This window comes from Vibrio antiquarius, assembly GCF_000024825.1.
Taxonomy (GTDB): Bacteria; Pseudomonadota; Gammaproteobacteria; order Enterobacterales; family Vibrionaceae; genus Vibrio; species Vibrio diabolicus.
Map to the genome: position 1 here is coordinate 2,749,880 of NC_013456.1, position 13,426 is coordinate 2,763,305.

A 13,426-nucleotide genomic window follows, 5' to 3' on the forward strand; every position below is an offset into this window, starting at 1 on the left:
GAATGCTCAGATTAGAATGAAAAAGGTTGGCACCGAGGCCAACCTTTTAATCTAATCTTTTATTACTTTAATGCTTTGTTCATCTTGTCGCCGAGCAGGTCCAAGCGCCAGCCCTGCATCAAGTCAGGCAACACTTCTGGATCGCAATCTTTTTTCCACACCCAACTGATCAGCTGATTAATCTGCTTTTTAGAAGCAAGGAACTCCGTCGCTAAGCCAGACTTCTGCGACGCCGATTTCACTATGTCTTTCATATTTTTGAAGACTTGTTTGTAACCTGGATAATCCATTAAGCGTTCAATTTTTGCTGGATACTCTTCAGAAGGTGTTTGCTTCGCTTGTTTAACAATAGCGGCAATCTTCGCGCCATGGCGGTTAATCGCTCGGATATCAATATCTTCCGCTTCCATCTTCTTAAAGTTAGTTAAGCCAAGACGAGCGACTGTTAATAGGTCACCTTCTTTGAAGATAAAGTTCAGCGCTAAATCTCGTTTGATTGCTTCACGATAACGCCACATCGCCAATGGCTTTAAAATCGCCAGTTCAGAAGGTTTTAACTGCCAAGCACCTTTAATATCAAGGTAGGCATTCTCCTCATTAGTGACGCGAATTCGTTTTGAAACCAACAAATCACTTTCTTGTTGTACGGCTTCCCACCAACCTGCTTGCGTCACCTTATCGAGCAGCTTTTCGTATAACGGTAACAAGTAATGCACGTCTGCAGCAGCATAATCTAATTGCTTTTGCGTCAACGGTCGAGCCATCCAGTCAGTACGTGATTCACTTTTGTCGAGCTCTACGCCTAAATATTCTTCCACCAGCGATGCGAAGCCTGTTGATAGACCGTGGCCAAGAAAGGCCGCCATCAACTGTGTATCTACCATAGGGAACGGCGTACAACCAAATGCGTTTTGGAAAACTTCTAAATCTTCACCGCAGGCGTGCAGCACTTTTAGCACAGAAGTATCTTTTAATAGCGCTACGAACGGCGTCATATCCGTTAATTCGGTCGGATCAATCAGCGAGAGGCGATTACCATCGAAAAGCTGAATCAGACCTAACTGCGGGTAGAAAGTGCGAATACGGACGAATTCGGTATCCAGCATCACTACATCTGCCTCTCGGGCGTGAATGCAAACTTCTTCTAGATCTTTGTTTTTGGTAATAATTTGATAATTCACATACTTCTCGCTATAAAAAATGCCAGCAAAACGCTGGCATTCTATCATTTTTTAAATCTCTCGACTCGACGAAATCGGCTTATGCGCTTTTCTTCGCGAGTTCAGCGTCGTTCTCTTCACGCAGAACACGACGCAAGATCTTACCGACATTGGTTTTAGGGAGGTCTTCACGGAACTCAACCAACTTAGGTACTTTGTAGCCAGTTAAGTGCTGACGACAATGCGTAATAACTTCATCTTTGGTCAAGCTCGGGTCGCGCTTCACGACGTAGATCTTCACTAATTCACCAGAGACTTCGTGCGGTTGACCAATAGCAGCCACTTCAAGGACTTTGCCGTGCAGTGCTACAACGTCTTCGATTTCGTTCGGGTAAACATTAAAGCCTGATACCAAGATCATGTCTTTCTTACGGTCAACGATGTGCAGGAAGCCTTCGTCATCGAACTTAACAATGTCGCCCGTTGATAACCAACCGTCTTCGTTGATCGTATCTTTCGTTGCTTCAGGTCGTTGCCAGTAGCCTTGCATAACCTGAGGACCACGAACTTGAAGTTCACCAGTTTCAGTATTCGGAAGCGCATTGCCTTCTTCGTCCACAATACGAACTTCTGTTGATGGCACAGGCAGACCAATCGATCCATTGTATTCAACAAGGTCATGCGGGTATGCCGCAACCAATGGAGAACACTCGGTTAGGCCGTAGCCTTCTAGTAGGTAACAACCCGTGGTCTTCTGCCATCTTTCTGCCACTGAGCGCTGCACTGCCATGCCGCCGCCAACGGCTAAACGTAGGTTACTGAAATCCAACTCGTGGAAGTCTTCGTTGTTGATCAAAGCATTAAATAAGGTGTTCACGCCCGTAATCGCAGTAAACGGATGCTTTTGTAGCTCTTTCACGAACCCTGGAATATCTCTAGGGTTCGTAATAAGTAGGTTACGGCCACCCATTTCGACAAACAGTAAACAGTTTACGGTAAGAGCAAATACGTGATACAGCGGTAGCGCTGTCACGACCAATTCACGGCCTGGAGATAAAACCGGCCCGTACGCGCCTTTCGCCTGTAAAACGTTCGCAATCATATTACGGTGTGTAAGAATCGCGCCTTTCGCGACGCCTGTCGTACCGCCCGTGTATTGCAGGAATGCGATGTCATCCCCGGACATAAACGGTTTAACGTATTGTAGACGACGACCTTTACGTAGAGCCTGACGCATTGAGATTGCACCAGGTAAATCGTACTTAGGCACCATGCCCTTAACGTACTTCACGACAAAATCGACAATCGTACCTTTCGCTCGTGGCAGCATTTGACCAAGGCTGGTTAACACCACGTGTTTAACTGGTGTTTTATCGACGATTTGTTCTAGCGTGTTCGCAAAGTTAGATACAATCACAATCGTCGTCGCACCTGAGTCATTCAATTGGTGTTCAAGTTCACGAGGAGTGTAAAGTGGGTTAACGTTTACGGCGATACAACCTGCACGCAAAATACCAAACAACGCCACTGGGTATTGCAGTAGGTTTGGCATCATCAGAGCAACACGGTCACCCTTTTGCAGTTTTAACTCGTTTTGCAGATACGCTGCGAATGCGCGACTACGCTCTTCCAATTTACGGAAGGTCATAACCGAGCCCATGTTCATGAATGCCGGTTGGTCTGCATATTTTTGTACAGACTGCTCAAACATTTCTACCAAAGACTCATATTGCTCTGGATTAATGGTTTCAGGTACGTCACTTGGATAACGTGAAAGCCATGGTTTATCCACGATGTTACTCCTCGTTTATAACTGGCTAAAAAATAGCGTCCTTTTTATTTTGAAAGCTATTACAGCACAGCGAACGTGCTTGAGCACGCAACTCTCAAACACTTGTTTAAATTTTGTTAACTACACCAAGAATTCGCGTTGCGACCTCGAGTATTTGCTCTAAATGACAGTGATGACCACCCTTGACAGAAACCACTTGCGGCGGGTTCTCTCCCCAATCAGCTTGGTTAGATGGTAAATTCTGAAATCCTTGATCGCCTAATACGATCAAATGAGGACAACGTATTTGGCTGGTAATCGAGTTAGCATGCGCTTGCGCCATTCGGTAAAGCGACGCACATTTTAACTTGGCGTCATGCCGCCAATACCATTTATCTCCTCGCTGCTCCGTTCCTCGCTCGACTATCGGCAGAAGCTGCTCAGCGGTTAATTGGTTGGCTTGCACGCGTAATTTTAACGCCAGATCGAAGGAGGCAATGGCTCGCTCTGGCTTGTTTTGCTGTCTTATTCGACTTAAAACGCCATCGCGAAGACGAGGCAAACTGTTAGTAGGATCTTCAGTAAGAGGTCCTGCTCCCTCAATTTGCACAAGAGCTTCGACCTGCTCTGGAAACGCAGCACTATAGCAACTTGCGATTAAAGCACCAAGTGAATGCCCTACTAATATCAGTCTGTTTGGCGATAATTCGTCCAACAACTGATATAAATCGGCAATATAGTCGTGAAAGGGGTAATAGTTATCGTGAGATTTATGACTCGATAAACCGTGACCAAAATGATCGATGGCGAGGAGGTGTAAGTGAGGATTAAGTTGGTTCAACTGCTCCATGAGCGCTTTAAAGCTGCCCGCATTATCTAACCACCCATGAAGAAAAACGACTGACAAGTCAGCCGTTTTCTCGTTCCCTATCTCAAGGGCTGCCATTTTGCCGGCAGGAAGCTCGAATTGACGCTCATGCATCGCAGATTATTTGACCTGTTTTATCACTTTACCGTCTTGTGGGAAATCATTACGCCACATGCGGCAGTTAATCGAGTAACATGGGTAAAAGTAGGTTGGCGAGTCATACATGCGTACACGTTCTTCAATTTTCCACAAACGGTAGCCTTGCCCCTTAATGATCGGGAATACGTATTCGTGCTCACCAATCTTTCCTTCTTCTTCTCCGGCGCCTTTACCTACAACCGTCAACAAGCGGCCTTCACTAAAGGCGACGGGCTCTAAATAGCCATCAAAATAGGCGACAAAACGTCCCGTTGGCTCTTCATCAATATCCGGTTTACCAGATTTACTGATTGGTAGGTTTACGATTTCTAGACGGGTTTTATCTTTGAAGTTATCCACTTTAGCGATGATTCCACCAAGGCGAACATCTTCACTCACTTGCCCCTGAGACTCAGCAAAAGCTTTATAGTCTGTAACGACCAATTCTGTGCTTGCATTTAGCTCCTCTGGCAACGAGCTACACGCAGACAAACCAACCGTAGCAAATAATGCGAGAAAAAACCGTCCAAAAACCTTCATAAACCACCTTTCAATATTAGTAACCCCAAGCAGGGGAGATCTCACACGTAAATATCGACACCAAGTAATTGAGCCAGTTCCTCTTTTTTAGCTCGATTCATGACATCCATGTACTGCTCCATTGCTTTACGTGCGCTCCCTTCAGGAAGGTCATATTGCACTTGAGCTCGGTGAATTTGGGACTCATCCACGTGTTTTATGGAGTGCGCCACAGCGTTAGCAACCTTTGAAGGCTGACCTACAGGCTGCTTTGTTTGTGATTTATCTACCTGCTTCTTTTTGCTGACTTTATTAGTGCGATTTGCACCGGGAATCAAAGAAGGAGGCAAGCCATTAATCGACGCCATAGCACTCCATAAAAATACAGGGCAAACGCCCTGCTTTTTGTCAGGTTAATGAAAAACGGACTATTCGCGACCAGGAAGTTTTTTCCATGTCACATTATCGCGTAGATAAACTGGGCTAGAATCTTCTACCGGCACAGTATTACCCTTTTTAAATTCTTGTTCAGCAAGAATCACGATGTCTTGTGAATCAGGGTACAGAACCTCGCCATGCGTCAAATTAAACGGTAGGTCTGCTAATACTTCTTGGTAGGCATCCCAACCCGTACCTGCTGTCGTCCACGTTTTGTCGTCTGCTTGTGCTTCTTCAATTAGACGTGCTGGTGGAATTACGCACTCTGCATCCCTCCCTGCCCACTCACCGTTTGCTTGGCGAGTGTAACGTGCCCAGTAGACTTCACCCATACGTGCGTCAATAGCCACAGCGACATCGGTCACACCATGTAAGCGATAGCTACCTTGAGCCATTGCAGCCAGCGTTGAAACGCCGATCATAGGTAAGTCAGCACCGAACGCCAAACCTTGTGCGATACCAATACCGATACGAACGCCAGTAAAGCTACCTGGACCACGTCCAAACGCTAACGCATCCAGCTCTTGTAGAGTCAGGCCAGCTTCTTTGAGTACTTCATCAACCATTGGCAGTACTTTTTTGGTGTGATCGCGTGGTGCAACCGCGCTACGTGAAATCACTTGATCATTAGCCAACAACGCAACTGAACAGTTTTCAGTCGCTGTATCGATAGCAAGAATTTTTGCGCTCATTTAACTCTCTACAACTCTCATTTATTGGGTTATGCCTCAGCACTTGCGTCTGTGACAGATTGTTCTGCTTTCAGGAATGCTTTGATTCCATCTAAGTCTCGCGTTCTTGGGATAGGTGGTAGGCTTCCGAGGAAAATACCACCGTAGTCTCGCGTGACAAGGCGATTATCACAAATGATCAACGCACCGTGATCCTTCTGATCTCGAATTAATCGCCCTACACCCTGCTTTAACGTAATCACTGCATCCGGGATTTGTACTTCAGCAAATGGTTCACCACCACGTAATCGACAATCCTCGATACGGGCTTTGAGTAACGGATCGTCAGGGGCGGTAAACGGTAATTTGTCGATAATAACACAGCTCAGCGCATCACCTCTAACATCAATCCCTTCCCAGAAAGCGCCTGTCGCCACGAGTAAAGCGTTACCCAGTTCCATAAACTCCGCCAAGGTTTTCTGCTTACTCATCTCCCCTTGCATTAACACAGGCAGATCAAGTACTTCTCGGAACTTCTCACCTAGTTCACGCATCATGCTGTGCGAGGTACATAAAAAGAAGCAGCGACCATCATTTTCTTCAATCACCGGAGCAAGCATTCGGACTAACTTATCCGCTAAGCCGTTACTGTTTGGCTCTGGCAGATACCTTGGCACACAAAGGCGCGCTTGTTTTTGATAATCAAAGGGGGACGGCAGAGAAAATTGCTTTGTAGGCTTGAGGCCAAGGCGCTCAGTAAAGTGCTTGAAGTCGCCCGATACGGCTAGAGTTGCTGACGTGAAAATCCACGCGCCTTGTTTAATCTCTATTTGCTCATGGAACTTGTCCGCGACAGAAAGAGGCGTAATGTGCAGAGCGAAATGACGAGGCGAGGTATCGTACCAGTATGAGTAACCGGTAATATCGACATCGCATACCCGGTCGATGCGGCCTTTGATCAAATTGGCACGTTCAAAGGCGGTATCCAGTAATTGACTGCGCCCTAAGGCTATTTTGAGTACATCAATCGCCAATTCGAGGCTATCAGTTAAGCGCAATAATTCTCGCTTAATAGACCCTGATTGCAACGCCTCACGCCAGTTGCCACGAAAGCCTGGCTCACCCAGTACAATCCGCATGTCCATTGCGCTTTGCATGAGTTTGTCGCCCACTTTTTGCAATTGACGCATATCTTTGGCTTCGGTGCGGTAGGCTATTTCAATGTCTTTGGCAAGATCATGAATTTGACGGCTTGAAACTGACTGGCCGAAATATTCGCTCGCAATATCTGGCAACTGATGAGCTTCATCAAAAATAAACACATCGGCTTCTGGGATCAGTTCACCAAATCCTGTTTCTTTGATCGCTAAGTCAGCAAGAAATAAGTGATGGTTCACCACAACAATGTCGGAATCCATGGCTCGCTTACGCGCTTTCAATACAAAGCAATCGGTGTAGCTCGGACACTCTTTACCTAAACAGTTATCATTGGTTGAAGTGATGGTCGGAATGATCATGCTGTCTTCTGGCAGATCATCACAATCACCAAGGTCACCTGTTTTGGTTTCTGATGACCAAGCACGCACTTTAACCAGTTGAGTTAATAACGTCGGGTCAGATTCATTAGTGTGGCTTTCGACCATTTGGCGGCTCAAACGATCCAAACACAGATAGTTAGAACGCCCTTTTAATAACGCCACTTGACCATAAAAACCAAGCGCATTGACCATGAGCGGTAAGTCACGATGGTACAACTGCTCTTGCAAGTTTTTCGAGCCTGTACTGATGATCACTTTTTTACCGCTCAACAGCGCTGGGACTAGGTAGGCGAAGGTCTTACCGGTTCCGGTTCCAGCCTCTACCACCAACTGGGTTTGATCTTTGATCGCACTGCTGACGGCTTCCGCCATATCGATTTGTGGCTGACGAGCTTGAAAGCCCGGAATGGCCTTACCTAACGCGCCATCAGAGGAAAAAGTTTTTGCGATCATGCTTGGTATTGAGTTTGAAAAATTATCGAGAGTATATCAGAGGAATAGGAGTGACATCAGCCCACAATCTGGCCAGCTTGCGGCGACGCACGGATATTTTGTTGAAACCAACGTAAGAATAGATTATTTATGGTGAAACATGGCAGTACAGTTACACCCGCCTGGGAATAATAACAAATTCGTACGCTAAAATATTAATGCATGGAAGTACCTGATTTATGGAAAAGAAAACACTGTTGACCCACTGTTCTGACGCCCCGGGTCTCATCTCGAAAATCACTAATATCTGTTACAAGCACCAACTCAACATCGTTCACAATAACGAATTTGTTGATAATACCAGTGGCCACTTTTTCATGAGAACGGAGTTGGAGGGATACTTCAACGATCAAACGTTTCTTGCCGACTTGGACCAAGCCCTCCCGCAAGGTGCTAAGCGTAAATTGGTTGGCTCTCGCCGTAAGCGCATCGTCATTCTCGTCACAAAAGAAGCGCATTGTTTAGGCGATATTCTGATGAAAACCTACGATGGAAGCCTAGATGTTGAGATCGCCGCTGTGGTGGGGAATTACGACAAACTTCAAACTCTCACCGAGCGCTTCGACATTCCTTACCACCACGTGACCCATGAAAACCTTAGCCGTGAAGAACACGAGCAGAAGATGCTAGAAGTGATCGATCAATACGATGCTGACTTTTTGGTGCTAGCTAAATACATGCGCGTATTAACGCCGACGTTTGTTGAGAAATACCACCACAAAATCATTAATATTCATCACAGCTTCTTACCTGCTTTTATTGGCGCGAAGCCATATCAGCAAGCTTACGATCGCGGTGTGAAAATCATCGGTGCAACAGCACACTTCGTGACTAATGATTTAGATGAAGGGCCGATCATCAAGCAAGACGTCATTCCTGTCGACCATACATTCAATGCCCAAGATATGGCACAAGCGGGACGCGATGTAGAAAAGAATGTGTTGAGCAAAGCGTTGAATAAAGTCATTAACGACCACGTTTTTGTTTATGGAAATAAAACAGTGATCCTGTAATCCTTCCGCACTAGTTACAAAGAGAATGAAACCCGTCCAACTTGGCGGGTTTCATCTTTTCAGGGATATCCCCCGACTCTAACCATCAAAATTAAACCGATATATTATAATTTTTCATTTCACTACAACTATTTACTGAGAGAATGATTCCGTTTATCATTTGGACCCCTTATAATAAACCACGTTAATATTACGGAATTAAAATGAAAAAAACGTTAGTGGCTTTTCTGATTGGGCTGACTTTGCCAGCAACCACAATCGCAGATACTCTTAAGCCTGTTCAGAATGATGTATCCACTCGCATTATTGGCGGCGAGCCAGCTAATACTTCCGACTGGAAGTTTATTGCTTCACTGGTCCGTAAAGGACAGCCAACATCTATTGGTCACTTCTGTGGCGGTAGTTTCCTTGGTGGAAAATACGTATTAACTGCTGCGCACTGTGTGGAAGGTCTTAATGCGGACGATATTGATATCGCTCTTGGTCTTTATGATCAAAACAACGAGTCTCACGCGCAGCGCATCGCGGTTAACAATATCTACTCGCATACTGCATATAACAGTAATACAACGAACAATGACATCGCTCTTATCGAATTAGAACGCAATGTCGATAGCGCAACTATTGATCTGGCAACGCCAGAACTTTTAGATAGCGTGCGTGTGGGAGACAAGTTGCATGTGGCTGGATGGGGAAATACGTCCACGACAGACAGAATATACCCAACCGTTTTACAACAAGTAGATTTGGAATACGTAGATCGAGCTACCTGCCAAAACCTATCGGGAAATTACTCTAATGTATCAGATGACGGCATTTGCGCCGGATACTATTGGGGAGGTAAAGATAGCTGCCAAGGAGATAGCGGCGGTCCGCTCATCGTTGATGATAACGGCATCAACAAATTACTAGGCGTAGTCAGTTGGGGGGATGGATGTGCTCAACCAAATGCTTATGGTGTTTATGCAAACGTCGCTCATTTTCAGCATAACGGCTGGATAGATAGTCATCGTAATACTATCAGCTACACTCAGTATCGAGATCTTCATTTCGTTGAGCGAAAAGCGCAGCAAGAGACCTTTACTATTCGTAATGACGAGGTGAATACGCCAATCAACATCACGGGCGTTACCCTAACAAGCGGAATCAGCCTCGCCAAAAATACCTGTACTGCGACACTGGCACCATCTCAGAGCTGTCAAATTACGGTAGGCTACTACCCAAGCTACTCGCACTCAGTTGAAACGATTGAAGTCTCTACTGATCATCCGAAACTATCTAAACTTTCGACTACCTTAATATATAGTGGTATTGATAAAGCAAGCAGCTCATTGAGCAGTGCCGTTACGCTAGCTGGCGCAAACGTGTACACCAATGAACACGCTTGGACCGCTGAAAATGGTGAACTTCAGTCAGCAGAAATGGGAATGTCTACTGGTGCATCCATCTTGCATTTAACCGATCTTCCAAAAGGCAAACTATCAATGGACTTTAAAGTCTTGTCAGATGGTTTCGATGTTTTTGTCGTTTACGTCAATGGCCAAGAGTATGACTACACTCGCCAGCTTCTTGAGTACAATGAACTTTCTATCGATCTTTACCGGAAGTCAAACACGGTTACTTTTGCTTATCTGAAAAACTACGAGTTTAGCGGTGGTTACAACGCGCAAGCGTATATTCGCAATATCAAGATGTCAGTTAGTTCAGATAACACTAGCGAGAGCAGCGTAACAAAAACATCGAGTTCAGGCGGCAGCTTCTCGATTAGCCTATTGATGTTGCTAGCTGCAGGTCCTTTCCTGCGTCGCAAAAAAGGATAACAAGATGCAATATATACTCAAAACAATGCTGCTTGGTTTGAGCTCAATCAGCTTAGTCGCTTGCTCGGCAAATACAGAAATGCAGCAAGGTCAAGAGTCTGAACACCAAGTCGTCATGGTTGAAGCGTACCGAACTAGCGATAGTCAAATTTCATTTATCGCCGAGTCTAATGGCTGCAGTAAGAACGATGACTTTAGCTTAAAAATAGAGCAAAACTCTTCAACGGAAGCCCTGCTCACAATCGTCAGGAACAAAGTGGATCATTGTAAACGAATGCCGTTTCCAAAGACTTTCACACTAACTCTAGACGAAGAGTTGAAAGGCAAAAAGCTTTCCATTACCAACCCAAAAAGCAAGTCACCAGCTAAATAGTGATTCGCTTACGAAAGGGAGCCTCAGCTCCCTTTTTGCCTCTCGCAACTCAGCAATTTTCACTCTAGCGTTTTACGCCTGCTCAGACTCCACAATACGCTTAAGTGAATGCGGGTGCAGCTTGATACAAATGCCTTGGTACTTAAACGCCACGGTTGGGTTGTTCAAGCGTTCGCCTTCCCCTTTCGGGCTCGACAATTTGCTCTTTACACCCAGCTCTTTTAACTCATCAAAACGCGCGCCAAACGCTGGGTAAGTGTGTTTCAAATCAGCAAGAAACTCATCTGCGGTTTCGGCATGAGACGGAATCACAAACTCCACATGTTCCCAGCTTTCATTTGGGTAGATTTTGCCTTCCGCAGGGTATGGCAGCTCCAGACACTCAATCTTCCAGCCACGGCTTTCCAACGCTTTGTCGAATTCGATAACGATGATTGGGCGACCGTTTATTTTCGCTTGTGAAATCACCTTACCGTATTGATTCCATGCTTCATGCGCGGCTTTCGCTGTTTCAGTATCATTAATACGCAGCGCAATATGGTCAGCTTGAGCAAAGCTCAGATCCAGTTTTAACAGGGTTGCAAGCTCTTCAATCTTCGCCATAAATGCGTCCAGATCTTGGATCATCAATTCAGGCGTTAGGCGCTTTTCAACTAGTTGAGTCGTCATTATGGCTCTCTTATGGGGCGATTTATCTCATTACTTTGAGCGCAATAGTAAACGCAAACTAAGCCACATTTCCATTCAATCGAAAAAGTAAAAATTTCGCCTATTCATCTCTGTATGAAAAGCAATAAAGTTGTTATGATTAGCCCCATTTTTGTGAACTCTAACAGAGCTCGGCGTACATTTTGCCGAGTTCTTTGTCCTTGAATTGAAGGAAACGCGTGTGAATATCCAAGCACTTATTAATGACAAAGTATCTCAGGCTCTAGAAGCCGCTGGCGCACCTGCAGGCAGTCCTGCAGCCGTTCGCCAATCAGCAAAGCCACAATTTGGTGATTACCAAGCAAACGGCGTAATGGGCGTTGCTAAAAAACTGGGTACTAACCCTCGAGAATTTGCACAGAAAGTACTGGATGTTCTAGACCTAGATGGTATTGCGAGCAAAACAGAAATCGCTGGCCCTGGTTTCATCAACATTTTCCTAAGCGAAGAGTTCCTTGCGAAACAAGCCGACGCGGCGCTAGCAGACGAACGTCTTGGCGTAGCTAAAGAAGAAGCACAAACCATCGTCGCTGATTACTCTGCACCAAACGTAGCAAAAGAAATGCACGTTGGTCACCTACGTTCAACCATCATCGGTGATGCGGTAGTACGTACGCTTGAGTTCCTAGGTCACAAAGTGATCCGCGCGAACCACATCGGCGACTGGGGTACTCAGTTTGGCATGCTTATCGCAAACCTTGAGCGTGTACAACAAGAGTCTGGCGAAGTTTCTATGGAACTTGCGGACCTCGAAGGCTTCTACCGTGAGTCGAAAAAGCTGTACGATGAAGATGAAGAGTTCGCAGTAAAGGCGCGAAACTACGTGGTAAAACTGCAAAGCGGTGACGAGTACTGTGCAGAAATGTGGAAAAAACTCGTTGATGTAACCATGATCCAAAACCAGCGCAACTACGACCGTCTAAACGTGTCACTGACTCGTGACGACGTCATGGGCGAAAGCATGTACAACGACATGCTTCCTAAGATCGTTGCAGACCTAAAAGAACAAGGTCTTGCCGTTGAAGATGATGGCGCGCAAGTTGTATTCCTAGATGAATACAAGAACAAAGATGGCGAACCAATGGGCGTTATCGTTCAAAAACGCGATGGTGGTTTCCTATACACAACAACAGATATCGCATGTGCAAAATATCGTTATGAAGAGCTAAGCGCAGACCGTGTGCTTTACTTCATCGACTCACGTCAACACCAGCACCTAATGCAAGCTTGGACGATTGTTCGTAAAGCGGGCTACGTGCCTGAGTCTGTATCTCTTGAGCACCACGCGTTCGGCATGATGCTGGGTAAAGACGGAAAGCCATTCAAGACTCGTGCGGGTGGTACCGTTCGTTTGGCAGATCTTCTGGATGAAGCAGAAGTTCGCGCAGCACAGCTGATCGAATCTAAAAACCCTGAACTAGATGCAGAAGAAAAAGAGAAGATCTCTAAAACAGTTGCAATGGCAGCGGTTAAATACTCTGACTTATCTAAACACCGTACGACTGACTACGTGTTCGATTGGGACAACATGTTAGCGTTTGAAGGTAACACAGCACCATACATGCAATATGCATACACTCGCGTAGCTTCAATTTTCGCTAAAGCTGGTGTTGCTATGGATGCTCTCCAAGGTGACATCAAAATCACTGATGAGAAAGAGAAAGCACTTATTGCTAAACTTATGCAGTTCGAAGAAGCGGTGCAATCTGTTGCTCGCGAAGGCCAACCACACATCATGTGTAGCTACCTATTCGAACTAGCAGGTCAGTTCTCTAGCTTCTACGAAGCGTGCCCTATCCTAGTTGCTGAAGACGAAGCAGTGAAACAAAGCCGTCTGAAACTAGCTGCGCTAACAGCGAAGACCATCAAGCAAGGTCTGTCTCTACTGGGTATCGATACTCTAGAGCGTATGTAATC

The 13,426-nt window shown here is 45.6% G+C and carries 12 protein-coding genes; 4 read left to right on the top strand and 8 right to left on the bottom strand.

From position 1 onward, the window contains the following. Positions 1-62 precede the first annotated feature (62 nt). From rnd to yoaA, 7 genes are all read right to left on the bottom strand, one after another. Positions 63-1,181: a ribonuclease D gene (gene rnd, locus VEA_RS12705; protein ID WP_041853052.1), complete on the bottom strand. Its 1,119-nt coding sequence runs from the start codon at positions 1,179-1,181 to the stop codon at positions 63-65. A 79-nt stretch (positions 1,182-1,260) separates the two neighbouring features. Next, on the bottom strand, positions 1,261-2,952 hold the full coding sequence (gene fadD / locus VEA_RS12710; protein ID WP_006743343.1) for a long-chain-fatty-acid--CoA ligase FadD: 1,692 nt from the start codon (positions 2,950-2,952) through the stop codon (positions 1,261-1,263). A gap of 106 nt (positions 2,953-3,058) precedes the next feature. Continuing rightward, on the bottom strand, positions 3,059-3,913 hold the full coding sequence (locus VEA_RS12715) for an alpha/beta fold hydrolase (RefSeq protein ID WP_006743344.1): 855 nt from the start codon (positions 3,911-3,913) through the stop codon (positions 3,059-3,061). Between the two features lie 6 nt (positions 3,914-3,919). Then, positions 3,920-4,477: a Slp family lipoprotein gene (locus VEA_RS12720; RefSeq protein WP_012842039.1), complete on the bottom strand. Its 558-nt coding sequence runs from the start codon at positions 4,475-4,477 to the stop codon at positions 3,920-3,922. 41 nt (positions 4,478-4,518) lie between these two features. Next, positions 4,519-4,824 (bottom strand): hypothetical protein, encoded by a 306-nt coding sequence (locus VEA_RS12725; protein ID WP_012842040.1) that lies wholly within the window; start codon positions 4,822-4,824, stop codon positions 4,519-4,521. 60 nt (positions 4,825-4,884) lie between these two features. Further along, positions 4,885-5,586 (bottom strand): tRNA (adenosine(37)-N6)-threonylcarbamoyltransferase complex dimerization subunit type 1 TsaB, encoded by a 702-nt coding sequence (gene tsaB, locus VEA_RS12730; protein WP_006743346.1) that lies wholly within the window; start codon positions 5,584-5,586, stop codon positions 4,885-4,887. Positions 5,587-5,615: 29 nt separating this feature from the next. Further along, positions 5,616-7,556 (bottom strand): DNA repair helicase YoaA, encoded by a 1,941-nt coding sequence (gene yoaA, locus VEA_RS12735; protein ID WP_006743347.1) that lies wholly within the window; start codon positions 7,554-7,556, stop codon positions 5,616-5,618. Between the two features lie 218 nt (positions 7,557-7,774). Between yoaA and purU the strand changes: the two genes are divergently transcribed. The 3 genes from purU to VEA_RS12750 all read left to right on the top strand — a co-directional run bounded on the left by purU (position 7,775) and on the right by VEA_RS12750 (position 10,801). Then, a complete protein-coding gene (gene purU, locus VEA_RS12740; RefSeq protein ID WP_005382206.1) occupies positions 7,775-8,608 on the top strand; it encodes a formyltetrahydrofolate deformylase in 834 nt (277 codons plus the stop codon). A 203-nt stretch (positions 8,609-8,811) separates the two neighbouring features. Then, positions 8,812-10,428: a serine protease gene (locus VEA_RS12745; protein WP_012842041.1), complete on the top strand. Its 1,617-nt coding sequence runs from the start codon at positions 8,812-8,814 to the stop codon at positions 10,426-10,428. A 4-nt stretch (positions 10,429-10,432) separates the two neighbouring features. After that, on the top strand, positions 10,433-10,801 hold the full coding sequence (locus tag VEA_RS12750; protein ID WP_012842042.1) for a hypothetical protein: 369 nt from the start codon (positions 10,433-10,435) through the stop codon (positions 10,799-10,801). A gap of 72 nt (positions 10,802-10,873) precedes the next feature. Here VEA_RS12750 and VEA_RS12755 read toward each other — a convergent pair whose 3' ends face one another. After that, positions 10,874-11,470: a VOC family protein gene (locus VEA_RS12755; protein ID WP_012842043.1), complete on the bottom strand. Its 597-nt coding sequence runs from the start codon at positions 11,468-11,470 to the stop codon at positions 10,874-10,876. Positions 11,471-11,690: 220 nt separating this feature from the next. On the opposite strand from VEA_RS12755, the gene argS reads away from it, so the two are divergent. Further along, complete coding sequence (gene argS / locus VEA_RS12760) at positions 11,691-13,424, top strand: arginine--tRNA ligase (protein WP_012842044.1); 1,734 nt, start codon at positions 11,691-11,693, stop codon at positions 13,422-13,424. The last annotated feature ends 2 nt before the right edge of the window (positions 13,425-13,426 follow it).